Origin of the sequence: Mesorhizobium sp. ESP-6-4 (genome assembly GCF_020164735.1) — a bacterium.
Classification (GTDB): domain Bacteria; phylum Pseudomonadota; class Alphaproteobacteria; order Rhizobiales; family Rhizobiaceae; genus Mesorhizobium.
The window spans coordinates 24751-48810 of the sequence record NZ_JAIUGS010000007.1; the positions used below are offsets into that span (position 1 = coordinate 24751).

The 24060-nt window shown below is 65.1% G+C and carries 24 protein-coding genes; 19 read left to right on the forward strand and 5 right to left on the reverse strand.

All coding sequences use genetic code 11. The features are described from left to right. Positions 1 to 6: 6 nt before the first annotated feature. Together hrpB and LB523_RS15230 are read right to left on the reverse strand one after the other, a co-directional pair. Positions 7 to 2469: an ATP-dependent helicase HrpB gene (gene hrpB, locus LB523_RS15225; protein WP_224603839.1), complete on the reverse strand. Its 2463-nt coding sequence runs from the start codon at positions 2467 to 2469 to the stop codon at positions 7 to 9. A gap of 55 nt (positions 2470 to 2524) precedes the next feature. Further along, entirely contained in the window at positions 2525 to 3415 is an 891-nt protein-coding gene (locus LB523_RS15230; protein WP_224603841.1) for a DMT family transporter, read from the reverse strand. A gap of 23 nt (positions 3416 to 3438) precedes the next feature. Between LB523_RS15230 and LB523_RS15235 the strand changes: the two genes are divergently transcribed. The 16 genes from LB523_RS15235 (at position 3439) to LB523_RS15310 (ending at position 18666) form a co-directional block, all read left to right on the forward strand. After that, a complete protein-coding gene (locus tag LB523_RS15235; protein WP_224603845.1) occupies positions 3439 to 4104 on the forward strand; it encodes a PIG-L deacetylase family protein in 666 nt (221 codons plus the stop codon). Positions 4105 to 4373: 269 nt separating this feature from the next. Then, complete coding sequence (locus tag LB523_RS15240; RefSeq protein WP_224603848.1) at positions 4374 to 5705, forward strand: ABC transporter substrate-binding protein; 1332 nt, start codon at positions 4374 to 4376, stop codon at positions 5703 to 5705. A 107-nt stretch (positions 5706 to 5812) separates the two neighbouring features. Then, the gene (locus tag LB523_RS15245) at positions 5813 to 6760 is read left to right on the forward strand and encodes a carbohydrate ABC transporter permease (RefSeq protein WP_140846721.1); all 948 of its coding nucleotides are present in this window, start codon (positions 5813 to 5815) and stop codon (positions 6758 to 6760) included. Next, positions 6757 to 7707 carry a carbohydrate ABC transporter permease gene (locus tag LB523_RS15250; protein WP_041001244.1) on the forward strand — a complete coding sequence of 317 codons (951 nt, stop codon included), beginning with the start codon at positions 6757 to 6759 and terminating at the stop codon, positions 7705 to 7707. The genes LB523_RS15245 and LB523_RS15250 overlap by 4 nt, the downstream gene beginning before the upstream one ends. A gap of 214 nt (positions 7708 to 7921) precedes the next feature. After that, a complete protein-coding gene (locus tag LB523_RS15255) occupies positions 7922 to 8125 on the forward strand; it encodes a hypothetical protein (RefSeq protein WP_224603852.1) in 204 nt (67 codons plus the stop codon). 2 nt (positions 8126 to 8127) lie between these two features. After that, positions 8128 to 9234: an ABC transporter ATP-binding protein gene (locus LB523_RS15260; protein ID WP_224603855.1), complete on the forward strand. Its 1107-nt coding sequence runs from the start codon at positions 8128 to 8130 to the stop codon at positions 9232 to 9234. After that, the gene (locus tag LB523_RS15265; RefSeq protein WP_224603858.1) at positions 9227 to 10240 is read left to right on the forward strand and encodes an ABC transporter ATP-binding protein; all 1014 of its coding nucleotides are present in this window, start codon (positions 9227 to 9229) and stop codon (positions 10238 to 10240) included. Before LB523_RS15260 ends, LB523_RS15265 begins: the two co-directional genes overlap by 8 nt. A gap of 61 nt (positions 10241 to 10301) precedes the next feature. Beyond that, positions 10302 to 11942, forward strand: a complete 1641-nt coding sequence (locus LB523_RS15270; protein ID WP_224603861.1) for a dihydroxyacetone kinase subunit DhaK — start codon at positions 10302 to 10304, stop codon at positions 11940 to 11942. A gap of 10 nt (positions 11943 to 11952) precedes the next feature. Next, a complete protein-coding gene (gene dhaL, locus LB523_RS15275) occupies positions 11953 to 12552 on the forward strand; it encodes a dihydroxyacetone kinase subunit DhaL (protein WP_224603864.1) in 600 nt (199 codons plus the stop codon). After that, positions 12552 to 12941: a dihydroxyacetone kinase phosphoryl donor subunit DhaM gene (dhaM, locus tag LB523_RS15280; RefSeq protein ID WP_040988688.1), complete on the forward strand. Its 390-nt coding sequence runs from the start codon at positions 12552 to 12554 to the stop codon at positions 12939 to 12941. The genes dhaL and dhaM overlap by 1 nt, the downstream gene beginning before the upstream one ends. Positions 12942 to 12960: 19 nt before the next feature. Then, the gene (locus LB523_RS15285; protein WP_095766133.1) at positions 12961 to 13263 is read left to right on the forward strand and encodes an HPr family phosphocarrier protein; all 303 of its coding nucleotides are present in this window, start codon (positions 12961 to 12963) and stop codon (positions 13261 to 13263) included. A 41-nt stretch (positions 13264 to 13304) separates the two neighbouring features. Beyond that, positions 13305 to 14879 (forward strand): phosphoenolpyruvate--protein phosphotransferase, encoded by a 1575-nt coding sequence (ptsP, locus tag LB523_RS15290; RefSeq protein WP_224603867.1) that lies wholly within the window; start codon positions 13305 to 13307, stop codon positions 14877 to 14879. After that, positions 14866 to 15318, forward strand: a complete 453-nt coding sequence (locus tag LB523_RS15295) for a hypothetical protein (protein ID WP_224603871.1) — start codon at positions 14866 to 14868, stop codon at positions 15316 to 15318. Before ptsP ends, LB523_RS15295 begins: the two co-directional genes overlap by 14 nt. 78 nt (positions 15319 to 15396) lie before the next feature. Next, the gene (gene dhaK, locus LB523_RS15300) at positions 15397 to 16383 is read left to right on the forward strand and encodes a dihydroxyacetone kinase subunit DhaK (RefSeq protein WP_224603884.1); all 987 of its coding nucleotides are present in this window, start codon (positions 15397 to 15399) and stop codon (positions 16381 to 16383) included. Positions 16384 to 16649: 266 nt separating this feature from the next. Beyond that, a complete protein-coding gene (locus tag LB523_RS15305) occupies positions 16650 to 17675 on the forward strand; it encodes a nucleotidyltransferase family protein (RefSeq protein WP_224603887.1) in 1026 nt (341 codons plus the stop codon). Between the two features lie 7 nt (positions 17676 to 17682). After that, positions 17683 to 18666, forward strand: a complete 984-nt coding sequence (locus LB523_RS15310) for a formyltransferase family protein (protein WP_224603890.1) — start codon at positions 17683 to 17685, stop codon at positions 18664 to 18666. A gap of 7 nt (positions 18667 to 18673) precedes the next feature. Here the strand turns inward: LB523_RS15310 and LB523_RS15315 are convergent, their stop codons facing one another. The 3 genes from LB523_RS15315 to LB523_RS15325 are packed head-to-tail and all read right to left on the reverse strand — an operon-like array spanning position 18674 to position 20369. Further along, the gene (locus tag LB523_RS15315) at positions 18674 to 19654 is read right to left on the reverse strand and encodes a serine kinase (protein ID WP_224603893.1); all 981 of its coding nucleotides are present in this window, start codon (positions 19652 to 19654) and stop codon (positions 18674 to 18676) included. After that, positions 19651 to 20082 (reverse strand): lasso peptide biosynthesis B2 protein, encoded by a 432-nt coding sequence (locus LB523_RS15320; RefSeq protein ID WP_140845630.1) that lies wholly within the window; start codon positions 20080 to 20082, stop codon positions 19651 to 19653. Before LB523_RS15320 ends, LB523_RS15315 begins: the two co-directional genes overlap by 4 nt. After that, a complete protein-coding gene (locus LB523_RS15325) occupies positions 20082 to 20369 on the reverse strand; it encodes a PqqD family protein (protein ID WP_224603896.1) in 288 nt (95 codons plus the stop codon). Before LB523_RS15325 ends, LB523_RS15320 begins: the two co-directional genes overlap by 1 nt. A 458-nt stretch (positions 20370 to 20827) precedes the next feature. Here LB523_RS15325 and LB523_RS15330 point away from each other — a divergent pair, with 458 nt between their 5' ends. From LB523_RS15330 to LB523_RS15340, 3 genes are all read left to right on the forward strand, one after another. Further along, complete coding sequence (locus LB523_RS15330; protein ID WP_224603899.1) at positions 20828 to 22735, forward strand: propionyl-CoA synthetase; 1908 nt, start codon at positions 20828 to 20830, stop codon at positions 22733 to 22735. Between the two features lie 122 nt (positions 22736 to 22857). After that, entirely contained in the window at positions 22858 to 23157 is a 300-nt protein-coding gene (locus tag LB523_RS15335) for a hypothetical protein (protein ID WP_224603911.1), read from the forward strand. Positions 23158 to 23307: 150 nt separating this feature from the next. After that, positions 23308 to 24021, forward strand: a complete 714-nt coding sequence (locus LB523_RS15340; protein ID WP_224603914.1) for a metallophosphoesterase — start codon at positions 23308 to 23310, stop codon at positions 24019 to 24021. The last annotated feature ends 39 nt before the right edge of the window (positions 24022 to 24060 follow it).

Below are 24060 nucleotides of genomic sequence, written 5' to 3' on the forward strand. Positions count from 1 at the left end.
CATGCATTACGTTCCGCGCGGTTTGGCGCGGCTGGTGGCGGCGGCCAGCAGCGGATTTTCCGGCCAGACATGCTTTGGATAGCGACCGCGCATATCGGCGCGCACATCCGCCCAGGAGCCGCGCCAGAAGCCGGGGAGATCGCGCGTCGTCTGGATCGGGCGGTGTGCCGGCGACAGCAATTCGAGCGTCAGCGGAACGGTTCCGTTTGCGATCGCCGGATGACGGTCGAGGCCGAACAGTTCCTGCACGCGGATCGAAAGCACCGGCCACTCGCCGTCATAGCGGATCGGCACGTGGCTGCCGGACGGCGCGTCGAAATGGGTCGGCGCCAGCGCGTCGACCTTGCGCTGCAGGTCATGCGGGACCAGCGCCATCAGCGCCGACGACAAAGTCGCGGGCTTGATGGCTGCGAAAGATGCATCGCCGGAGAGAAACGGCAGGAGCCAATCGTCGAGGCCCTCGATGAGCGCTTCATCGGAAACGTCGGGCCAAGGCGCCCCCAGGCCGCGATGCAGCCAGCCGAGCCGCTGGCGCAGCGCCTCCGCTTCCTTGCCCCAGTCGAGCAGAGCCAGGCCGTGCTCGCGCAAGGCGTCGATAATGGCGCGGTCTGCATCGGCGCCGGACGGCGCGGGCAGCATGCGTTCGGAAAGCGTGATGGCGCCGAGACGCGCGGTCTCGCGCGCACGCACCGTGCGGCGCTCGCGGTCGAAACTCGTCTCACGCTTTGTCTCGATGCGGTCGGCCAGGGCGGTGCGGATATCGGATTCGCCGACCGGCGCGGCGGCGGTGATGCGGGCGTTCTGCGCCTTGCCCTGCAGGTCGGCGACCACAAGCCAGGTTTCATTGGCGAGCGGATCGGCGGCATCGACCATGGCGCCCGAACCATTGGCGAGCACGAAGCGGCCGCGCTCGCCGCGCGCCCTTGCCACGCGATCCGGCCACGCGTGGATCAGAAGGGCGCCTCCAGAGGCCGCCTCGCCGCTCTGCTCGCCACCGGCCTGCCTGGCCAAACGCTCGGCGAGCTGCCTGGCGGCATTGGCGCGAGGGGATTTCTCGCCACGAAACCGGAGCAGACGCCGCTCCAGATCGGCGCTGTCGCCGCCCAGCCCACGCTCGGTCAAAAGCACGGCAAGTGTCGCCGCTTCGAGCGCGTGGCCGCTCTTCGCCGCTTCGGCCACCATATGCGCCAGGCGCACCGGCAGCGCCAGCTTGCGCATGGCGGCGCCCGCCTCAGTCAACCTGCCGGCATCGTCGATGGCATGCAGCGCCTTGAGCAGCACCCTCGCCTCGTTGAGAGCGGGCGCCGGCGGCGGATCGAGGAACGAAAGGCTCAACGGATCGGCGACACCGAAGGCGGCGCAGTCCAGCAGCAATCCGGACAGGTCGGCCTCGAGGATTTCGGGCGGCGTGAAGGCGGGAAGCGACGCGTTCTGCTCGGCCCGCCACAGGCGCACCGCCACGCCGGCTTGAGTGCGGCCGGCGCGGCCGGCGCGCTGGTCGGCCGAGGCCTTGCTGACGCGCACCGTCTCAAGCCTGGTCAGGCCGTTCGCCGGCTCATAGCGCGGCAGCCGCGACAGGCCGGAATCGATGACGACGCGCACGCCGTCGATGGTGATCGAGGTCTCGGCGATCGAGGTCGCCAGCACCACCTTGCGGCGGCCGGCCGGCGCCGGCCTGATCGCCGCGTCCTGCGCCCTGTTGTCGAGCTGGCCATAGAGCGGAACGATGTCGGTGTCGGCCGCGACATTGCCCGCGAGCCGCTCGGCGGTGCGCTCGATCTCGCGCTGTCCGGGCAGGAAGGCAAGCACGCTGCCCGGCTCGCCGGCCAAAGCCGCGCGCACTGCCCTGGCCATGGCGTCCTCGATCGCCGTGCCTGCCGGCCGCTCGTCGTAGCGGATCTCGACCGGATAGGCGCGGCCCTCGCTTTCGATCACCGGCGCCTCCGACAAAAGCTTCGCCACGCGCGCGCCGTCGAGCGTCGCCGACATGACCAGCAGACGCAGGTCCGGCCGCAGCGCGCCCTGCACGTCGAGCGCCAGCGCCAGACCGAAATCACCGTCGAGCGAACGCTCGTGGAATTCGTCGAAGATCACCGCCGAGACGCCGGGCAGCTCCGGATCGTCGAGAATCATGCGCGAGAGCACGCCTTCGGTGACGACCAGGATCCTTGTCCGCGCCGAGGCGCGGTTCTCCATGCGCATGGCGTAGCCCACCGTGCCGCCGGGCTCCTCGCCCAGCAATTCGGCCATGCGGCGGGCGGCGGCGCGGGCGGCGAGCCGCCGCGGCTCGAGCAGCACGATCCGGCCCTCACCGAGCCAAGGCGCGTCGAGCAGCGCCAGCGGCACCAGCGTCGTCTTGCCGGCGCCCGGCGGCGCCACCAGCACGGCGCTGCTGCGCCGCGAGAGCGCTTCGCCGAGCGCCGGCAGCACGGCTGTGACCGGAAGCTCCGGCAACGGGTTCGTCGTCATTTTACCCGCATATCAGCGGTCGCGGTCGCCGTGCAATGTGTCGGGCCCATGCCGGTTAAAGCCGGGCACGCGTAAACGGATTCCAGCGCACGGTGCCAAGCCGCACTTCCTCGCGCACCATGGTGAGGAGGCCCGAGGCGCCGACGACTGCAAGGCCGACCAGCGTCATCGCGTCGGGATATTCCCTGAAGAACATCGCGCCGAGGATGACCGCCCAGACGATCTGCGAATAATGCGTCGGGGCGATGCGGTTTGCTGGCGCGTATTTGGCCGCCAGGAGATGCAGCAATTGGCCGCCGGCGGTGAACAGGCCACCCAGGACCAGCCAGCCCAATTGCCACAGATTGGGGAACGTAAATGACGTCGCGACCGCGCCAACCCCGTTGAAGAGCAGGCCATAGCCGATCAGCGACCCCAACATGGTCGTGCGCTTTTCCTGCTGGGCAAGCGAGCGCATCAGGATGACGATGGTTGCCGCGACGAAGGCATTGGCGAAGGCGGCGAGATGGCCAAGATGCAATTCGCGGAAGCCCGGCCGCACCACCAGCATGACACCGGCGAAGCCGGCGATCACGGCAAGCCACCGCCAGGGGCCGACCTCCTCCTTCAGGATGACGGTCGAAAGCACGGTGACGAGCAACGGGGCGAGGAAGAGCAGCGCGTAAACCTCCGCCAGCGGAATGGTGGTGAAGGCATAGACGCTGAGCACGCCCGAGGCGATGCCGGCCGAGGCGCGTGCCTGTACGGCCCAGGGCCGCCCGGTGCGCCAGAAATCGCGCCAGCGCTCCTCCTTCGGCCGGGTGAAGAAGAGGAAACAGCCGGCAAACAAGGTCATGAAGAAGCCGATCTCGAAGACGGTGAACTGCCCGCCCAGACCCTTGATGACGGCGTCGCTGAACGAATAGTTTGCATAAGCGAGAAGAGCGAGCAGGATTCCGTTCGGCACGATTCCATTTCCGGGAGAGAGACGTGAAGATACTGGCGCTGGGGGCACATCCCGACGATATCGAGATATTCATGTTCGGTACGCTGGCCGCCTATGCCGCGCAAGGCGCAGAACTGACTTTCGCCATAGCCACGGACGGCGCCAGGGGCAGCACGGGCGACCCCAAGGCGCTTGCCCGCTTGCGGCGCAAGGAAGCGACCACGGCGGCAGGCCTGCTCGGCGTCGAGCCGCGCTTCCTCGACTTTCCCGACGGGCAGCTCGTCGCCGATGCCGCGTTCATTGCGGCGCTGAAGGCACTGATCGGCGAGGTGAAGCCCGACCTCGCTATCACCCATGCGCCCTCCGATTATCACGGCGACCACCGCGCCTTGTCCTACGGCGTGCGGCTCGCCGCATCCTTCGCGGTGCCGGTGCTGCATGCCGATACGCTCGGCGGCACAGGCTTTTCGCCGACGCATTATGTCGAGATTTCGCATCATTGGGACATCAAGGCGAAAGCGATCCTCGCGCACCAGTCGCAGGGTCCGGAGCACTATGTGCACAGGGCGCGCCTCCAGAACGAGTTTCGCGCCGGACAGTGCAACGGCGCACCCGGCGCGCTGGCCGAGGCTTTCCGCTTCGAGCCGACCTTCCCCTTCGCCGACATACGTGCGCTCCTGCCGCCGGCTCCGCCGATCCGGCCGGTGTGACGACAGGTCCGGGCCCCGCCAACGCGGCCAGCTGACGTCAGCAGGACCCAGATCCGGCGATCATTTCCCAATGATTTCAATGACGCATTTCGCCATGCTGCGGCGCAGCAACGAATTCGCTTGCGTTGTTTAGTAAAAAGCGCATCACTAAACAAATTACTAAACATCGGGCAGTGCATTCGCCGCCGTGTTTGGGCCCCTCGGAGGAGCGAGGGTTGAGGGCTCTTGAAACCGTCATCCGGACGCGTTTCGCAAATGGGAGGTAAGGCATGAAATCGACCTTGAAACTGGCGTTGGGACTGGCCTCGGCGATCTTCGCGTCGACAGCCGTCTCGAACGTCGCGCATGCGGAAGACCTGACGCTGTGCTGGGCGGCCTGGGATCCGGCCAACGCGCTCGTGGAACTGTCCAAGGACTTCACCAAGGAAACCGGCATCGGCATGAAATTCGAGTTCGTGCCATGGACCAATTACGCCGACCGCTTCCTCAACGAGCTCAACTCGCACGGCAAGCTCTGCGACCTGATCATCGGTGACAGCCAGTGGATCGGCGGCGCCGCCGAGAACGGCCACTACGTCAAGCTGAACGACTTCTTCGACAAGGAGAAGATCAGCATGGACGACTTCGTGCCGGCGACCGTGGTCGGCTATTCGGAATGGCCGAAGAACACGCCGAACTACTGGGCGCTGCCGGCCATGGGCGACGTCGTCGGCTGGACCTATCGCAAGGATTGGTTCTCGCGGCCCGAGCTGCAGAAGGAATTCAAGGAGAAGTATGGCTGGGACCTCGCCCCGCCGACCACCTTCGACCAGTTGAAGCAGATCGCCGAATTCTTCCAGAAGCGGCAGATCGACGGCAAGACCGTCTATGGCGCCTCGATCTACACCGAGCGCGGCTCCGAAGGCATCACCATGGGCGCCATGGACGTGCTCTACAGCTACGGCTTCCAATATGAGAACCCGAAGAAGCCCTACGAGATGGAGGGCTTCGTCAACTCCGAGAAATCGGTGAAGGGGCTGGAATTCTACAAGGCGCTCTATGACTGCTGCACGCCGCCCGGCGCTTCCAACAGCTACATGGGCGAGGGTGTGGACGCCTTCAAATCCGGACAGGTGGCGATGCATATGAACTTCGCCTTCACCTGGCCCGGTCTGCAGAAGGACGAGAATGTCGGCGGCGACAAGATCGGTTACTTCGTCAATCCGAAGGGTCCCGACGGCGACCAGTTCGCGCAGCTCGGCGGCCAGGGCATTTCGGTGGTCTCCTATTCCGACAAGCAGGAATCGGCGCTGAAATACATCAAGTGGTTCGCCAACAAGGACGTGCAGGGCAAATGGTGGTCGCTCGGCGGCTATTCCTGCTTGAACTCGGTGGTCAAGGACCCGAAATTCCCGTCCAGCCAGCCTTACGCGCAGGCCTTCCTCGACTCCATGGCGATCGTGAAGGACTTCTGGGCGGAACCTAGCTACGCGCCGCTGCTGCAGGCCTCGCAGAAGCGCTTCCACGACTATGTCGTGGCCGGCCAGGGCTCGGCCAAGGACGCGCTGGACGGCCTGGTCAAGGACTGGACGCAGGTCTTCCAGGACGACGGCAAGATGTAAGGCTCCTCCCGAGCCCAACCGCAGCGTCCCGTGCCGCCCTTGGCACGGGACGCAGTTCAGATAAATTCCACAGTCGAGACTTACCCGTGACCGAAGCAGGACTTACCATGCTCGATCGGACTGCGGACAACGTTGCCCGGGCCACACCGGAGCCGTTGGCCAAGAAGATCCGGGGCATCAGCGACAAGGGCCTCGCCTGGCTGTTCATCTCGCCGACGATCCTTTTGCTGTTGGCCATCAACATCTTCCCGCTGTTCTGGGCGATCTATCTCTCCTTCACCAATTTCCGCGCCAACCGGCCGAACGAGGTGGTGAAGAATCTGGGGCTCGCCAATTACCGGCGCATCCTCGGCGATCAGGACATCTGGATCGCCATGCAGACGACGGCGCATTTCGTGTTCTGGACGATCCTCTTGCAGACCGTCATCGGCTTCACGTTGGCCTGGCTGATCGACCGAAAATTCCGCGGCCACGCCTTCTGGACCACCATCATCCTGGTGCCGATGATGCTGTCGCCGGCGGTGGTCGGCAATTTCTGGCGCTTCCTCTACGAGCCGCAGATCGGGCTGTTTTCCTATGTCGTCTCATTCGTCACCGGCATTCCGCCGACGAATGTGCAGATGCTGTCCAATGTCGAGCTGGCGCCGTGGGCGATCATCATAGTCGACACCTGGATGTGGACGCCTTACGTGATGCTGATCTGCCTCGCCGGCCTGCGCTCCATCCCCGAATACATCTATGAGGCGGCCGAGGTCGACCGCGCCTCGAACTGGCGGCAGTTCTGGTCGATCACGCTGCCGATGGCGCTGCCCTTCATCATGCTGGCGGTGCTGTTCCGCGGCATCGAGAACTTCAAGATGTTCGACATGGTCAACCTGCTCACCGGCGGCGGACCCGGCTCGACCACGGAAGTCGCCTCGATCACGCTGAAGCGGCAGGCTTTCGAGAGCTGGCGCACCGGCTATTCCTCGGCCTTCGCCATCATTCTGTTCGTCGCGGTGTTCGGGCTGGCCAACATCTACGTCAAGGCGCTCAACAAGGTGAAGCAGAGATGAGCCTGACCACCGCCCATTCCGTCGTCGCGCCCTCGTCCAACGCGAAGCTGATCGCCGGCACGATCATCATAGCCTATGCGCTGATCTCGATCGTGCCGCTGCTGTGGATCTTCGCCACCAGCTTCAAGACGCCGCCGGATTCGATCGCCTATCCGCCCAAGATCGTCTTCCAGCCGAGCATCGAGGGCTATTGCAATCTGTTCACCACCCGGACCCGGCAAACGCCGGAATATATCAATTCGCTCGGACCGGCGACCGGCTTCTGCGACGAGACGGTGCGCAAGCGCAACATGGTGATCGCCGGGCCGTCGAACTTCCTGCCGCGCTTCGTCAACTCGCTGATCATCGCCTTCGGCTCGACCTTCTGCGCGGTGTTCCTAGGCACGCTCTCGGCCTATGGTTTCTCGCGCTTCAAGGTGCCTCTGGCCGACGACCTTCTGTTCTTCATCCTGTCGACGCGCTTCATGCCGCCGATCGCGGTGGCGATCCCGATCTATCTGATGTACCGCGAGCTCGGCCTCTCCGACACCGCGCTCGGCATGATCCTGCTCTACACCGCGGTCAATGTCTCGCTGGCTGTGTGGCTCTTGAAGGGCTTCATCGACGAGATCCCGCGCGAATATGAAGAGGCCGCGATGATCGACGGCTACACTAGGCTGCAGGCCTTCTGGCGCACCGTGCTGCCGCAGGCGACGACCGGCATTGCCGCGACCGCCATCTTCTGCCTGATCTTTGCCTGGAACGAATATGCGTTCGCAGCGCTGCTCACTTCCGGCACGGCGCAGACCGCGCCGCCCTTCATCCCGACCATCATCGGCGAGGGCGGCCAGGACTGGCCGGCGGTTGCCGCCGGCACGACCATCTTCCTGGTGCCGATCCTCGTCTTCACCATCCTGCTCCGCAAGCAACTCTTGCGCGGCATCACCTTCGGCGCGGTGCGCAAATGACTAGTGTGGGAATAAGTCGACCCCCACTCCGTCGAGCTTCGCTCGACACCTCTCCCCCGATCGACGGGGTAGAGGAAGGGCGCGAACTTCATTCAGCCAGGCTCCCTTCCTCTCCCTCCGGAGGGGGGAGAGGTGGCGCTGCGAAGCAGCGACGGAGTGGGGGAACCACCTGGCAACCATCTCTCCCCTTGAACGAGAAGGAAGGGAGGAACGCATGAACCGCTCTGTTGCCTCCAAGCACTCCTCTTGGCCGCGATGGGCAAGGCGCGGCCTGATGGAAAACATCGCGACCACGATCATCGCGATCGGCTTCCTGATGCTGTTCCAGCCTTTCGCGCTGTCGCTCTACACCTATTCCTTCATCACCATGCTCACTGGCACGGTGATGTTCATCATCGTCTCGAAATTCCCGGAATAAAGATGGCCGAGATCCGCGTTCAGAACCTGAGGAAGGCCTTCGGCGCATTCGTCGCCGTGCAGGATTCCAATTTCGTTGTCGAGGACGGCGAGTTCTTCGTCATGCTCGGGCCATCCGGCTGCGGCAAGACGACGACGCTTCGCATGATCGCCGGCCTTGAATTGCCGACCGGCGGCAAGATCCTGCTCGGCGGCGAGGACGTCACCATGCGCCGGGCGCGCGAGCGCGACATCGCCTTCGTCTTCCAGCTCTTCGCGCTCTACCCGCACATGAATGTGCGCAAAAATATCGGCTTCCCGCTGCTGGCGCAGGGCATGCCCTCGGCCGAAATCCGAAGCCGCGTCGAGGAGACAGCAAAGCTACTGCGCATCGACCATCTGCTCGACAAGTCCGTTTCCGGCCTTGCCGGCGGCGACCGGCAGCGCGTCGCGCTCGGCCGCGCCATCGTGCGGCGGCCGAAATGTTTTCTCATGGACGAGCCACTCGGCACCCTCGATACCGAGTTCCGCGACCTGATGGTGCATGAGCTGCGCGAGCTGCACAACCGCATCCATGCCACGACGGTCTATGTCACGCACGACCAGATGGAAGCGATGTCGATGGCCGACAAGATAGCGGTGATGAACCATGGCGTCATCGAGCAGTTCGGCACGCCGCGCGAGATTTACGACCGGCCGGCGACCATGTTCGTCGCCGATTTCATCGGCTCGCCGCCGATGAATTTCCTGAAATTCGGCGGCGGGCTCGCCAGGGGCGCGAAGGAGATCGTCGTGCAGGGCGCCAGGGTGGCGGTGCCGGAGGTGCGCGAGGATATAGCGCCTGCCGACATGGCGCTCGGCATCCGGCCTGAGCACATCCGCTTCGACGACGGCTCGAAGCTGCGCGGCGCGATCTACGGCACCGAATATCTCGGCACCACGCAGATCGTCGCTGTCGAGACGGCCGACGGCATCATCAAGGCGCGCGTGCCGGCGGGCATCCATCTCAGCCCCGGCGAACAGGTCGGGCTGACGCTGAGCAGCGCGCGGCTGTCGCTATTCGAGAAAGGCTCCGGACGAGCGGTCCGGACCGCCATGCATGATCAGGCAGCGGAGGCGCGCCATGGCTGACGTTCACATCCAGGGCGTGACCAAGAGTTTTGGCGACACCGTCGCGATCAACGATCTCGACCTCGTGATCAAGGACGGCGAATTCGTCGTGCTGCTCGGGCCGACCGGCGCCGGCAAGACGACGACGCTGAGGCTGATCGCCGGGCTGGAACGGCCGGACAGCGGCACGATCCACATCGGCGGACATGACGCGACGGCGCTGTCGCCAGCCGAACGCGACACCGCCTTCGTCTTCCAGCAATATTCGCTCTATCCGCATCTTTCGGTGTTCGACAATCTCGCCTTCCCGCTGCGCTCGCCGGCGCGGCGGTTTCCGGAAGAGGCTGTGCGGCGACGCGTCGAGGACGTGGCGCGCATGGTGCGCATCGACCACAAGCTCGACAACCGCTCGACGAAACTGTCCGGCGGCGAGATGCAGCGAGTCGCCATCGGCCGTGCCCTGGTGCGCAAGCCCGCGATCTACCTGATGGACGAGCCGCTGTCCTCGCTCGACGCCAAGCTGCGCGCCGATCTCAGGCTCGAGCTGAAGCGCATCCAGTCCGAGCTCGGCGCCACCATGCTCTATGTCACGCACGACCAGATCGAGGCGATGACCATGGCCGACCGCATCGGCATTCTCGCCGACGGCATGCTGGTGCAGATCGGCACGCCGCGCGCGATCTATTCTGAGCCGGCTAATCTTCATGTGGCGGCGCGCCTTGGCCAGCCGGCGATCAACCTCTTGCCGGTCGGGCTGCTGCCCGACGGCGGCGCGCCGACCGGAACGACGACGATCGGCGCGCGCACCGAGCATCTCGCGATCGAGAAGGCGATGAACGGCCATGCCGACGGGGTCGTCGACTGGGTCGAGCATCTCGGCGACCAGAACCACCTGCATGTGACGGTGGGGCCGAAGAAGCTGGTGACGCTCACCGATCCGGAAACGCCTTTAGCCAAAGGGGATAAGGTGACGATCCGCTACCTGGCGCCGCTCTATTTCGGCTCGGACGGGCAAAGATTGATGTAGCCGGCTCGCGCATAAATTTGCAAACCGATTGACGACCGCAGATACGGACTGGACAAAATTCATGAAGCACTTTTTCAACCGCAAGGACACGATCGTCACCGAGGCGCTGGACGGCTTCCTCGCCACGGCGGGATCGGGCGCGCTGGCCCGCCTCGACGGCTATCCCGAGATCAAGGTCGTGCTGCGCGCCGACTGGGACAAGTCGAAGGTGGCGATCGTTTCGGGCGGCGGCGCGGGGCATGAACCCTCGCATGCCGGCTTCGTCGGCGCGGGCATGCTGACGGCGGCCGTCTCCGGCGAGATCTTCGCTTCGCCCAGCGTCGAGGCGGTGCTGGCGGCGATCCGCGCCACGACCGGTCCCGCCGGCTGCCTGCTGATCGTCAAGAACTACACCGGCGACCGGCTTAATTTCGGACTGGCCGCGGAGAAGGCGCGCGCCGAGGGGCTTGCGGTCGAGATGGTGATCGTCAGCGACGACATCGCCCTGCCCGATATCGCGCAGCCGCGAGGCGTCGCCGGCACGCTGTTCGTGCACAAGATCGCCGGTCACCTGTCGGAAGCCGGTCACGACCTGGCGTCGGTTGCCGCGGCGGCGCGGGCGGCGGCCAAGGATATCGTTTCGCTCGGCATCTCGCTTTCCTCCTGCTCGATCCCCGGACAGGCGCATGAGGAGCGCTTCGGCGCCGAAGACGGCGAGCTCGGCCTCGGCATTCATGGCGAGCCGGGCGTCGAGCGCATCGCGCTGCAGAGCGCCAGCTCGCTCGTCGCCATCATGGCCGAGCGCCTCGCCGCGCGGCTCGATGCAGGCAGCCGCTACGCCCTGCTGGTCAACAATCTGGGATCGGTGCCGCCGCTCGAAATGTCACTGATCGCGAATGCCGTGCTGTCTTCGTCGCTGGCAAAGGCGGTGGCGCTGACGATCGGGCCTGGGCACCTGATGACCGCGCTCAACATGAACGGCTTTTCGTTGTCGCTGATCAAGCTGGATGCGGAACGCGAGGCAGCGCTGCTGGCAACCGTCGGGCCGCCTGCCTGGCTGCCGGCAAAGCCGGTTCGTCAGCCGGTCGTTATCGCGATGGCCAAGCCTGCCGCCAGCCCAGCCACAAAGCCCGCCAGCCGCGATGCAGCCGCCGAGCGGCTGATCAAAGCTGCCTGCCAAAAGCTGATCGCGCTCGAAGAGCCGCTCAACGGGCTCGACGCGAAGGCAGGCGACGGCGACACCGGCTCGACCGTGGCGATGGGCGCGCGCAGCATTCTCGAGCGCATCGACACGCTGCCGCTCGCCGACAAGGCCGCGACATTTGCCGCAATCGGCGATACGCTGGGCACCTCGATGGGCGGCTCCAGCGGCGTGCTGTTGTCGATCTTCTTCACGGCCGCCGCACAGACTTTGCGTTTCGGCGCAACTCTACCCAAGGCGCTGCTCGCCGGGCTCGACCGCATGACTTTCTACGGCGGCGCCAAGGCCGGCGACCGCACCATGGTCGATGCGCTGGAGCCCGCACTGCGGGCGCTTGATGCAAGCGGGCTGGAAGCGGCAGCAGAAGCGGCGCGGCAAGGCGCCGAGGCAACCGCGGCGATGCAGAAGGCGAAGGCCGGGCGTTCCGCCTATATCGGCAGGCAGCTTGACACAGCGGATCCCGGCGCCTTCGCGGTCGCCGAGGTTTTCGCCGCCGTGGCGGCGCTGTTCGCCCCGGCATGAAGGACAGGAAATGGCGCCAGCCGATTTCTCCCGATTGATCGCGGCGGCCGCCGACACGATCGCGGCACATGCCGAAGAGTTGACCGCGCTCGACCAGGCGATCGGCGACGGCGATCATGGGCTGAACATGAAGCGCGGCTTCGAGGCGGTGCGCACCGAAGCCGACGCCTTCGCGGCAAAACCGCTGCCCGAGGCGCTGAAGGCTGTCGGCACCAAGCTGGTGATGACCGTGGGCGGCGCTTCCGGGCCTCTCTTCGGCACGCTGTTCATGGCGCTCGGCAAGGAATTGCCGGGAGCACCCGATCGAAGTGGCTTATCCGCGGCACTCGGCAAGGCGATCGAGGCGGTTGCCGCGCGGGGTAAATCTCAAGTTGGCCAAAAAACCATGCTCGATGTGCTGGCGCCGGTGTATGAGGCATTGGCGCAAGGCAAGACGGCAAGCGAGATCGCCGACGCCGCCGACAAGGCCGCAGAGGCCACGGTGCCAATGAAGGCCCTGCGCGGGCGCGCCTCCTTCCTGGGAGAACGCTCGATCGGGCATATGGACGCCGGGGCGCGCTCGACCGCGCTGCTGGTGCGCGCAGTCGCGGAAGCGATAGAGGGCAATTGATGAGCAATGTCGGTATCGTCATCGTGTCGCATTCGCCCCTGGTCGCCGAGGGCACGGCCGACATGGTGCGCCAGATGGTGGGCGACGAAGTGCCGCTTGCATGGTGCGGCGGAAACGGCCATGGCGGGCTCGGCACCAGCGTCGAGGCGATCATGGGCGCGATCGACAAGGCCTGGTCGGACGCGGGCGTCGCCATACTGGTCGATCTCGGCGGCGCCGAGACCAACTCGGAGATGGCGGTCGAAATGATCGGCGAGCCCCGCTCCCACAGAATAGTCGTCTGCAACGCGCCGATCGTCGAAGGCGCGGTGATGGCGGCGACCGAATCCTCCGGCGGCGCCTCACTCAAGGAAGTGGTGGCGACGGCGCATGAATTGTCGCCGTCGTGAACGAACGGGAACCGACTGAATGTCCGCATCCGCCGAAGCAACGGTCCTGATAACCCACGCGGTGGGACTGCACGCGCGCCCTTCGGTGAAGTTCACCAAGCTTGCCAAGTCGTTCGCGGCCGAGGTGGAAGTGGCGGTGGCGGCCAACGGCCCCTGGTTCGACGCCAAGAGCATCGTCAAGGTGATGGCGGCCAAGGCGCCGAAAGGGACCATGCTGCATATCCGCGCCAAGGGCGATGGCGCGACCCAGGCGGTGAAGGCGCTGGTCGATCTGGTGCAGCGTGACTTCGACGAGGACGCGGATCATGCCCGGTCCGCTTGAGACCGATCTGAACGTCGCCAGGCCCGCAAGGAATGCGAGCCATGCGGGTTGAGGGTATCCCCGCCTCACCCGGCTACGCCGAAGGCCCGCTGTTCGACCTCGACCAGCCTCCGGCCAGCTACAAGGCCAAGGGGAGCGCCGAGGAAGAACAAGCCGCATTGGTGAGCGCAATCGGCAAGGCCGTCGGCCGGCTGGCGGCGTTGATCGAAACCGCCAATGGTGACGCCGCCGGCATTCTCGAATTCCACATCGCCATGCTGGAGGACGACGCGCTGAGCGGTCCGGCCTTGTCGGCGATCGGTTCCGGACAGCCGGCGGACGCCGCCTGGCGCGCGGCGCTGGACAGCGAGATCGCCGGCTATGAAGCGTCGGACCAGGACTATTTCCGTGCCCGCGCCGCGGATTTGCGCGACATCCGCGACCAGGTGCTGCGGGCGTTGAGCGAAGAGAGCGAGGCCGCGACACCGCCGGGCGCGATCCTTTATGGCGACGACATCGCGCCGACGCGCTTCCTCGAAACCGACTGGAGCAAGGGCGGCGGCATCGCGCTCAAGCGCGGCAGCACCGCCAGCCATGTCGCTATGCTGGCGCGTTCGCGCGGCGTGCCGATGGTCGTCGGTCTCGGCGACGAGGCTGAAACGCGCACCGGTGTCGCGCTGCTCGATGCCGAACGCGGCGGAATCGTCTTTTCGCCCTCGCCGGCCGAGATCGAAGCCTTCCGGCAGTCCGCCTGCACCTTCGCCGACCGCCAGGGCGCTGCGCGGACATTCCTGACGGAGCCGGCGGTGACCAAGGCCGGCACCCCCGTGCGCGTCCAGGTCAACATCGCCTACCCTTCCGACGTTGATGGCATCGAAATCGAAAGCTGCGACGGCGTCGGCCTGATGCGCACGGAGTTCCTGTTCGGCAAGACGTTGCCGGACGAGGAGACGCAATACCGTGCGTATCGCAAGGTGCTGGAATGGGCAGGCGACAAGCCGGTGACCATCCGCACCGTCGATGCCGGCGGCGACAAGCCGGTGCCGGGTTTCACCGTCGAGGAGGCCAACCCGTTTCTCGGCCTGCGCGGCATAAGGCTTTCGCTCAAGCGGCGCGACATTTTTCGCGTGCAGATACGGGCATTGCTGCGGGCCGCCATCCACGGCAATCTGAAGGTGATGTTCCCGATGATCGCCACGCCCGAGGAGTACAGCCACGCCGCCGCGCTGTTCGCGGAAGAACAAGCCGCGCTTGCCGCGCAGGGCGTCGCGCACCGGCTTCCGCCACTCGGCATCATGGTCGAGGTGCCGTCCGTCGCGCTTACGCCGGAGGATTTCGCCGATGTCGCCTTCTTCTCGATCGGCTCCAACGACCTGACGCAATATGTGATGGCGGCGGCGCGGGACAATGCGGCGGTCGCGCATCTCAACGCCGTCCGCAACCCGGCGGTGCTGCGGCTGATCGCTGCGATCACGGCCTTCGGACGGGAGAGAGATATTCCGGTCAGCCTATGCGGCGATGCCGGCGGCGATCCGGCAGCCATCCCGGCCCTGCTCGAGGCGGGTTTGCGCGACCTGTCGGTCGCCCCTGCGCAACTCGCCATGGCCAAGGCGGCCATCGCGGATGTTCCAGTGTAGACGCGGCATGGCCAGGACCGAGAAGATATCGGAAACAGGCTCGGAGGAGGCGATCCGCGCCTATAAGACGATCCTGTCGCAGGTGATCGACCAGCGTCCGTCGGGCATGCGCCAGCGTCTTGCCGACGCGCTCGGCAAGCACCGCAGTTTCGTCACCCAGATCTCCAGTCCGGCCTATTCGATCCCGATCCCGTCAAAGCATCTGCCGTCGATCTTTTCGGTCTGCCATTTCAGCCAGGCCGAGCGCGACCAGTTCATGGCCGCTTATCACCAGGCGCATCCCGGAAAGGTTCCGGCGGCCCCCGGTCTGCGCAGGACACGCCATGTCTCGCTCATCGTGCCGGATTTCGGCGACGACAGGCAGAACGCCGCGCTCGACCGGGCGATCAACGAATTCATCCAGAAAATAACCAGCATCGCCGGCAAGGGCAGCGGCTAAAGCATAGCAATTCCCGGAAAGTCTGTAGCGGTTTTCCGTTCGGGATTGCGTAAACTAAAGACAGTCGGGAGGACTGCCATGAAAAAATTTATCAATTCGGTGGACACGGTCCTGGCCGAAAGCCTCGATGGCTTTGCGACGGCTCATGCCGACATCCTCGTGCTTGGCGACGACCGCAAATTCATCCGCCGCAGGGCGTTGAAACCCGGCAAGGTCGCGCTGATCTCGGGCGGCGGCTCCGGCCACGAGCCGCTGCATGGCGGCTTCGTCGGCCACGGCATGCTGGACGCCGCCTGCCCCGGCCAGGTCTTCACCTCGCCCACGCCGGACCAGATGCTGGCCGCCGTCGAGGCTGTCGATACCGGCGCCGGCTGCCTGTTCATCGTCAAGAACTACGAAGGCGATGTGATGAATTTCGACATGGCGGCCGAGATGGCGGACGGCGTGCTGCAGGTGGTGACCAATGACGACGTCGCGGTCGAGAACTCGTCCTACACGACCGGACGGCGCGGGGTGGCCGGCACGCTGGTGGTGGAAAAGATCGTCGGCGCCGCCGCCGAGCAAGGCATGCCGCTGCCCGACCTCAAGGCGCTGGGCGACCGCGTCAACGCCGCGACGCGCTCAATGGGCGTGGCGCTGACCAGCGGCACGGTGCCAGCCGCTGGCAAGCCGACCTTCGAGATCGGCGACGGCGAGATGGAATTCGGCGTCGGCATCCATGGCGAGCCCGGCCGGCGGCGAGACAAGCTGAAGAGCGCCGACGCCATCGCCGAGGAGGTTTGCGCCGCGCTTGCCGGCGACTTCGGCGATCGCGCCAAAGGGCCGGCGCTGCTGTTCGTCAACGGCTTCGGCGGCACGCCCTCCATGGAGCTCTATCTGATGTACAACAGCGCCCGCAGGGTGTTCGAGAGGCAGGGCGTGACGGTGGTCCGCTCGCTCGTCGGGTCCTATGTGACGTCGCTCGACATGGCGGGATGCTCGATCACGCTAACCATGCTGGACGACGAAACGTCAGCACTTTGGGACGCGCCGGTACTCACAGCAGCGCTGCGCTGGGGGATGTAGCCGGCTTCAGCCAAAACCGAAGCCCGACGCCTCAAAGCGTCTTTGACGCCACGGCCACCACGCTGGAGAGTTTTCCAGCCTTGCGCAGCAAAGGCGCCTCATATTTCTTCTTCGTCATTTCCAACACCCTCCGGATCAATCCACAGAATGGACGATCCGCGCGGAAAGTCAAACTCACAAGCCGGCTTTGCCGCCGCGCACTGGTTTCCAGTGTGCTTTTCTGCAAGCATGGGCTTGTTGCTATCATTCGAACGCCGTCCGGGTTGATGCTGCCTTCTCTTGCGCCTGCCGATGAAAAACTGCTGCTGACCTTCGCCGACCCAGAGGCATCGGCCGCCATTGGCGATGGCCTTGCGGCAGCAACCCTGCTGGCGCTGCTCGCCAATGCGGAGTTTCACGGCGTGCTGCCGATCATGCTGCGCAAACTCAGGGAGATCGGTGACGCCCGACTGCCGCAGGACGCAACCCTGCAGCGGAGACTGTCGGAGTTGCGCGACGAGGCGACGATGGCGACCGGCCAATCGATGCTGCTGCAATACCATGGCGACCGCATCATGAAAGCGCTGGCGGCAAAGGGCGTGCCGGCCCGGATCGTCAAGGGGCCGGTGTTCGCGCGCAAGCTCTATAGTCAGGTTGCAGACCGTCCCTTCACCGACATCGACATTCTCGTCGACCCCGCCAGCATCGAGGCGGCCAACAAGACCATCGGCGAATGCGGCTTCGAGCTCGGCAGCGACGAGGCCAAATCGCATGAACTGCAGGAATTCAAATGGCTGGAGAAAGAGAACTCCAGCCTGCTGATCGAATTGCATGGCAATCTGGTGCACGACACCGGCATGCGCAGACGCCTGTCGTTTGGCTTCCGCGAGTTGCAGGCGATCGACGGCGGCGAAACCGACACGCCGGCCGCGCTGCTCACCATCGCCATCGTGCATGCCGCCGGCGGCCACAAGTTCCACCGCCTGCAGCTCTGCGTCGACGTGCTGCAAGGCGTGCGGGCGCTGAAATCGCCTCAAGAGGAAGCGCGGCTGCTCGATGCCGCCCGCATGACCGGCATCGAGCTCGAGCTGGCCACGGTCCTCAACGTCACCGGACGCCTGTTCGGCGCGCCGCGCGCGATCGAGCTTGCCGACCGCATCAAGCCGGACCTCTCGATACGGTTGGCGAAATGGCTGATCACCGGCAACATGCTGCTTCGGGTCAATTCCCGCGAGAAACTGCGCTCGCGCCTCAGTCGCGATGCCTTCCGCTGGGTGCAGCGGCTGGCGCGGCCGCGACCGTATCCAGTCTGAGCTCGGTATGGAGAACCCGCTCTCGGCCGTATTCATCACCGAGATTTCGTCCGTCACTGCGCCCATGCTTGCGCGCTGGGCAGATAACGGCCATCGCGTTGCTGCCGTGGTCGTGCCGGGCCCACTTGCCGGCAAGCGCTTCAGCTTCAGTGCCCTGCGCCGTCGCCTGCGGCGACGTTTTGCGTTGAGGTCTCATCTCGGCCACGCCATGCCCCCATTGATCGAATTCAGCCCGCCCCATGACTGGGATGCGCTTGGGCCGCGGCTCAGCGCGGCCCGCGCCGATCTTTTGATCTGTTTCGGATACAGCAAACTGATCCCGCAAACCGTGCTGGAGCTGTTTCCGAAGGGCGGCCTCAACCTGCATCCCGCGCTTCTGCCGCACTATCGCGGCCCGCATCCAATGCACCGGCTAATTATCGACCAGATGCACGAAGCCCATGGCGGCGTGACCTTGCACAAGATGACATCCGGCTTCGATGCGGGCGATATCCTGGCCCAGGTTAGCTTTGCAGCAGAGGATTGGCGTTCGGCCGCAACGGTGAACCAGACCCTGGCCAACGCAATGGCTGTGCTCGCGACGGATGTTGCGCCTGAGTTTTGCAGGGGCAGGCTTGCCGGAATGCCCCAGCCGGATGGGGCCTATGTCTGGGCGCGCATCGAGCGCGGCCCGTTTATCGTCGGCAAACAATTTTCAAGCGAGCATGTCGCGCGGCTATGCCGGATCGTCGGGTCGAGTGTTCCGGTCAGTGTCCTGATCAATGGCAGACCGGTCCGGCTCGCTCAGCCGATCCGCCGCCTGGGACCACCCAGCGGCGAAGCCGCGAAATGCCGACGGGGACTTGTGGAATTCGACTGCGCCGACGCGCGCGTCGTGCATCTGGTCTACAACAAACTGTCCCGGCTGTTCTTGCGTTGGCAGTCAAAACCCCGCCACCGCGATCGAGAGCAGCCATCCTTCGATATCCGGCGTTTCGGCGCGAAGGACTGAGCACGCGTCAACTTGGCAGCGCAGCCTGGATCAACTCCGCCGCCTCGGCCGGCCTTGCCCCGACTTCCAGCGTGAAGGTCGGCACCGCCTTCACCAGCGTCGCGATCGTCGCCATGCGCCTTTTCTGCAGCGACAGCAGGCCGGTCATGCCGGTCCTTACATTGTCGGTTGCCAAAGCCACCATGGCGTCTGTCCTGGCCATCGGCAGCAGCCGGGTCTCGGCGTCTGCCGAGCGTGCAAGGTGCAGGAGCGCTGTGACGGGCCTGGCGCGCACATCCTCGACTCGGATGATTTCGCCGAGGCGGTCCAGCGAAACGGATTGCTCGCCCTCGGCGTCCCACTTCTCGCCCAGGCAAGGCGAGACGAAGGGCAGCATCGCCGCCGTGTTGCGGTGGACCTTCACCTTGCGCGGCATGCCCCAGGCCGTGATGCCCTGCGGGCTTGCGTTGAGGATCATCACGTCGTCCGAGCAGAGGCCGAAGCCCCGCGAAGCAAGCGCCAGCGACGTCGTCGACTTGCCCGTACCGCTTGGTGCATGGATGAGAACGAGGCCGTCCTTTTCAGGCAAGGTGAGACCGGCGGTGTGGAGCATATGCTGGCCGTCCGCATCGAGTGCTGCATCCAGCACCATCATCAGCAAAGTCCACTTGATCTTGCTGTCGGGATGAAGACGGATTTCGGCCCGGCCCTCGCCGTCGTGGATCGATAGCGCCTGCTGGCCCGGAAAGACGAGATGGAAGACGCTTCCGGCATCGATCATGCGGCAATGGCCGTCCAGCGGCACGTCGCCGTCGAAAGCCAGCTTTCCTTCGGGGTTCTCGTGCAACTCAAGCGTTTCGACAATGTTGACGCGAAAACCGGGCTGGACAGGCTCGTTCACACGCAGGTCGCCGAGCATCAGGTCGAAGCTCGGCCACAGATCGGCACGCGCGGCGGTGATGCCTATGACCTGGCCGTTGAGATCATAGCGGAAAGTCTGCTCGCTCAAGCGGCTGGCGCCTTCATGCTGGCGGGGTGGCGGTAGATCTCCACCATGCCGGGCTGGCTGTCGCTGACCACCGGCTTGCCGTCGAGGCAGACCCAGCAATGCGCCGACAGGCGAGGCTCGTGCATCGACCTGGCGTCGACGCCGAAACGCAGCTCTGGTTTAAGACCGGCCATGCGCAGAAAGCGGAAGCCGAGCAGACCTTCGCGAAGGCATCTGCGGTCGCGCATCAGCCAGGGGCGTCGCACCGTCCGCTTGACGCGATGGACGATGTAGGTCCAGGGCAAGTCCCGATAGGGTGCGGGCGACTGCAGCGGCGCCAGTTTCAACACGCTTTCGAAATCGCGCCGGCCGACCAGCACCGGCATCAGCCGGGCGCTGAGCCACAAATGGACGCGGAACAGGGCGCGCAGGACCGGTCCGTCGGCCATCACGCGTCCGGGTCAGCGAGGATGCCTTCAGCCACCAGCTCGGCGGCCAATTCGGCCATATCCTGATCGAGCGTTGCCTTGTCGACCTCGAATTCCTCCGACAGCAGATCGACGATCTGGTCGAGCTTGCGCGCGCCGTTCACCTTGTCGAGAAAAGCCTCGGTCGTGTCGTTGCAGGTGTAAAGCTGGCCGCTGCGCGCCAAAAGCACGACCGCGCCATCGCCGACATGCTGCACGGACGCATCGTCCGCCATGCGCAGCACCGTTCCAGAGCCGATTTCAGCCATGCGCCCGCTCCCTTCGCTGAAAGAGCAATTAGCGCGGCGTAGCGAGGCTGTCCATCGCCCTGGATGGCGAAGGGGGGACGACCGGCGCCGCAGGCCTGCCCGGCGCGGGGGGAATATTAGCGAAGTCTTGCCTTGCTTCGCCTAAGTAAGCTATGAGTCCGCCGGGCTTTGGGGAGTGATCTGTATGCGTTACAATTGGGAACGGGCTCCGACGGCGTTCGAGCGCCATCGGAAGGCGCTTGCGGCGGCCATCCTGATCGCCGGCGGCGTCGGGCTGATGCTGGCGGCGCTGCCGCTTTAAGCCGGCTGATATCTCGGACCGTGACGGCGACGCCTCCACCGAAGGCGCCGAACAGAGACGTTTGCCGGCGATGTCGACCAAAATGCAGGAAGACATGGCCGCCACGCGCGGCTTAGTCTATGGCAGGGCGGCAGAACGTTTCTTGGGAGGAAGGCGGATGGCCTCACGCTATCACGAAGTCTATGAGGGCTGGAAAAGCGACCCCATAGGGTTCTGGGCCGAGGCGGCGAAGGCGATCGACTGGTATAGGCCGGCCGAAAAGGTCTTCGATCCGGAAGCCGGCGTCTATGGACGCTGGTTCACCGGCGCCACCTGCAACACCTGCCATAACGCAATCGACCGCCATGTGGCGGGCGGCCGCGCCGACCAGCTGGCGCTGATCCACGACAGCGCGATCACCGGCACGGTGCGGAAATTCACCTATGCGGAGCTAAAGCGCGAGGTGGTCGCGTTGGCGTCGGTGCTGAGGCATCGCGGCATCGGCAAGGGCGACCGCGTCATCATCTACATGCCGATGGTGGCGGAAGCCGCTATCGCCATGCTTGCCTGCGCGAGGCTAGGCGCCGTGCACTCGGTGGTGTTCGGCGGCTTCGCCTCGCACGAGCTCGCCACCCGCATCGACGACGCCAAGCCGAAGCTGATCATCACCGCCTCCTGCGGCCTGGAGCCAGGCCGCGTCGTCGCCTACAAGCCGCTGCTCGACAAGGCGATCGAGATGTCGAAGCACAAGCCGGACGCCTGCCTCATCCTGCAGCGCGAGCAGCTGCGCTGCGAGATGAAGGACAATTACGACTTCGACTATGCCGATGCGGTTGCGCGCGAACGCGCCGCCGGCGCCAATGTCGATTGCGTGCCGGTTTTAGCCACCGACCCGCTCTATATCATCTACACCTCCGGGACGACCGGGCAGCCGAAAGGCATCGTGCGCGACAATGGCGGCCACATGGTCGCGCTGAAATGGACCATGGACAACGAGTTCGGCGTCAAGCCGGGCGAGGTGTTCTGGGCGGCTTCCGATGTCGGCTGGGTGGTCGGCCATTCCTATATCGTCTACGGACCGCTTCTGCATGGCTGCACGAGCGTGCTGTTCGAGGGAAAGCCGATCGGCACGCCGGATGCCGGCACCTACTGGCGGGTGATCTCGCAGCACGGCGTGGTGGCGCTGTTCACCGCGCCGACCGCGTTCCGCGCCATCAAGGGGCAGGATCCCAAGGGCGAGTTCGTGCCGAAATACGACCTGTCGAAGTTCCGCACGCTGTTCCTTGCCGGCGAGCGCGCCGACCCCGAAACGATTAAATGGGCGGAGCAGAAGCTCGACCGTCCCGTCATCGACCATTGGTGGCAGACCGAGACCGGCTCGCCGATGACGACCAATCCGGCGGGGCTCGGGCTGTTACCGGTGAAATACGGCTCGCCCGGCGTGCCGATGCCAGGCTACGACATTCGCATCCTCGACGATGCCGGCCACGAGGTGGCGCGCGGCACGCTCGGCAATGTCGTGGTCAAGCTGCCGCTGCCCGCCGGCTGCCTGCCGACGCTGTGGAACGCCGACGCCCGTTTCCGCCAGGCTTACCTCGAAGAGTTCCCCGGCTACTACAAGACGGCTGACGCCGGCATGATGGACGAGGACGGCTACCTCTATGTGATGGCCCGCACCGATGACATTATCAACGTCGCCGGCCACCGGCTCTCGACCGGCGCCATGGAAGAGGTGCTGGCGGCTCATCCCGATGTCGCCGAATGCGCGGTCATCGGCATTGCCGATGCCATGAAGGGCCAGGTGCCGCTCGGCTTCGTCGTGCTCAATGCCGGCGTGTCGCGCGATAGCGGCACGATCGAAAGTGAGGTTGTCGGGCTGGTGCGCGAGCGGATCGGCCCGGTTGCGGCCTTCAAGACCGTGGTGACGATCAAGCGGCTGCCCAAGACCCGCTCCGGCAAGATCCTGCGCGGCACGATGCAGAAGATCGCCGACAAGGAGGAATGGACCATGCCGGCGACGATCGACGATCCGGCGATCCTGGACGAGATCACGGCGGCGCTGAAAGGACGCGGCATCGGGGTGTAGTCGCCGGCAGACGACCGCGTTAAGGATCAATTTACCAATTTGTACCGCACTGCAATCGCTTATTGTGCAGCGCAGCAATAAACTTTAAAGTTTGCGTAGGGGGGCCATACCGGAGGCACGGCATGGCCCAGCACAAGACGACATTCGGCGGTGTCGACATACTGCGATTCCCGGCTGCCGTCATGGTGATGTTCTGTCACTATCTGGCGGCTGTCGCGCTGATGGCATTGTCGCTGCGCCTCGACCTTTCCTGGCCCGGCTGGCGGCGGATCGGGCTGATGACCTATCCACTCTATCTCATCCAGGATGTCGTCGACGCGGCCATGATCGCGGTAAGCTGGCTGATCGCGACCGAGGCCGAGCCGCGCATCCGGCTGCTCTTGGACCACACGCTGTTTCGCTATCGGTTGAACCCCGCCTGACGACGCGACTGCCGATCGCGCGCCGGTGTGGAATTGTTTGCATTCGGCATGATATCGAGGCGCAGATCAGTGCAAGTAGCCGAGCCTCAATCCGTGAATCTTTTCCAACGATCGAGACGCCCTCGACCCGCGCCACGCGAGCGCCTCGTCATGGACATGCGCGACATGGTCGTCTACGCAATCGGCGACGTGCATGGCTGCCACGACGAATTGCGTGCGCTGGAGCAAAAGATCCAAGTCGATGCGCAGCGCTTCAGCGGGCGCAAGATCATCATCATGCTGGGCGACTATATCGACCGCGGGCCGCATTCGCGGCGCGTGATCGACCATCTGATGGCGCCGCCGCCGAAGGGCTTCCAGCGCATCTGCCTCGTGGGAAATCATGAAGTCGCGCTGCTCCTCTATCTGGATGGTCATCTCTCGCGCGAAACCTGGCTCGGCTATGGCGGCCGCGAAACCCTGTTCTCCTACGGCGTTGACCCTGACCGGCTGATGAGCCTCTACGGTTCGAGCGAGCAGGCGGATGCGCGCATACGCGAGGCCATTCCAGCCAGCCATGTCGACTTCCTGCGCACGCTGCCGGCGATGGTCTGCTCCGAGCATTTCGTCTTCGTGCATGCCGGCATCCGTCCCGGCGTGGCGCTCGAGGCGCAGGACGAGGGCGATCTGCTCAACATCCGCGAGGAGTTCTTCCAGGCGGCGCACCGTCTCGACCGCTGGGTGGTGCACGGACACACGATCGTGGATGTTCCGTCACTCGACGGACGCCGGCTCGACATCGACACCGGCGCCTTTCAAACGGGACGACTGACGGCGCTCAGGATCGTCGGCAAACACGGCCGGCTGCTGTCTTCGAGGGATTAGGACGGTTCACGCTCCTAGGCTGAACCGCCCCCGATCTCT

Bases quoted from the DNA above. Each gene is read 5' to 3' on its own strand.
- hrpB (WP_224603839.1), bottom strand. From the start codon at position 2,469: ATGACGACGAACCCGTTGCCGGAGCTTCCGGTCACAGCCGTGCTGCCG.
- LB523_RS15240 (WP_224603848.1), top strand. From the start codon at position 4,374: ATGAAATCGACCTTGAAACTGGCGTTGGGACTGGCCTCGGCGATCTTC.
- LB523_RS15245 (WP_140846721.1), top strand. From the start codon at position 5,813: ATGCTCGATCGGACTGCGGACAACGTTGCCCGGGCCACACCGGAGCCG.
- LB523_RS15250 (WP_041001244.1), top strand. From the start codon at position 6,757: ATGAGCCTGACCACCGCCCATTCCGTCGTCGCGCCCTCGTCCAACGCG.
- LB523_RS15255 (WP_224603852.1), top strand. From the start codon at position 7,922: ATGAACCGCTCTGTTGCCTCCAAGCACTCCTCTTGGCCGCGATGGGCA.
- LB523_RS15260 (WP_224603855.1), top strand. From the start codon at position 8,128: ATGGCCGAGATCCGCGTTCAGAACCTGAGGAAGGCCTTCGGCGCATTC.
- LB523_RS15265 (WP_224603858.1), top strand. From the start codon at position 9,227: ATGGCTGACGTTCACATCCAGGGCGTGACCAAGAGTTTTGGCGACACC.
- LB523_RS15270 (WP_224603861.1), top strand. From the start codon at position 10,302: ATGAAGCACTTTTTCAACCGCAAGGACACGATCGTCACCGAGGCGCTG.
- dhaL (WP_224603864.1), top strand. From the start codon at position 11,953: ATGGCGCCAGCCGATTTCTCCCGATTGATCGCGGCGGCCGCCGACACG.
- dhaM (WP_040988688.1), top strand. From the start codon at position 12,552: ATGAGCAATGTCGGTATCGTCATCGTGTCGCATTCGCCCCTGGTCGCC.
- LB523_RS15285 (WP_095766133.1), top strand. From the start codon at position 12,961: ATGTCCGCATCCGCCGAAGCAACGGTCCTGATAACCCACGCGGTGGGA.
- ptsP (WP_224603867.1), top strand. From the start codon at position 13,305: ATGCGGGTTGAGGGTATCCCCGCCTCACCCGGCTACGCCGAAGGCCCG.
- LB523_RS15295 (WP_224603871.1), top strand. From the start codon at position 14,866: ATGTTCCAGTGTAGACGCGGCATGGCCAGGACCGAGAAGATATCGGAA.
- dhaK (WP_224603884.1), top strand. From the start codon at position 15,397: ATGAAAAAATTTATCAATTCGGTGGACACGGTCCTGGCCGAAAGCCTC.
- LB523_RS15305 (WP_224603887.1), top strand. From the start codon at position 16,650: ATGCTGCCTTCTCTTGCGCCTGCCGATGAAAAACTGCTGCTGACCTTC.
- LB523_RS15310 (WP_224603890.1), top strand. From the start codon at position 17,683: ATGGAGAACCCGCTCTCGGCCGTATTCATCACCGAGATTTCGTCCGTC.
- LB523_RS15320 (WP_140845630.1), bottom strand. From the start codon at position 20,082: ATGGCCGACGGACCGGTCCTGCGCGCCCTGTTCCGCGTCCATTTGTGG.
- LB523_RS15325 (WP_224603896.1), bottom strand. From the start codon at position 20,369: ATGGCTGAAATCGGCTCTGGAACGGTGCTGCGCATGGCGGACGATGCG.
- LB523_RS15330 (WP_224603899.1), top strand. From the start codon at position 20,828: ATGGCCTCACGCTATCACGAAGTCTATGAGGGCTGGAAAAGCGACCCC.
- LB523_RS15335 (WP_224603911.1), top strand. From the start codon at position 22,858: ATGGCCCAGCACAAGACGACATTCGGCGGTGTCGACATACTGCGATTC.
- LB523_RS15340 (WP_224603914.1), top strand. From the start codon at position 23,308: ATGGACATGCGCGACATGGTCGTCTACGCAATCGGCGACGTGCATGGC.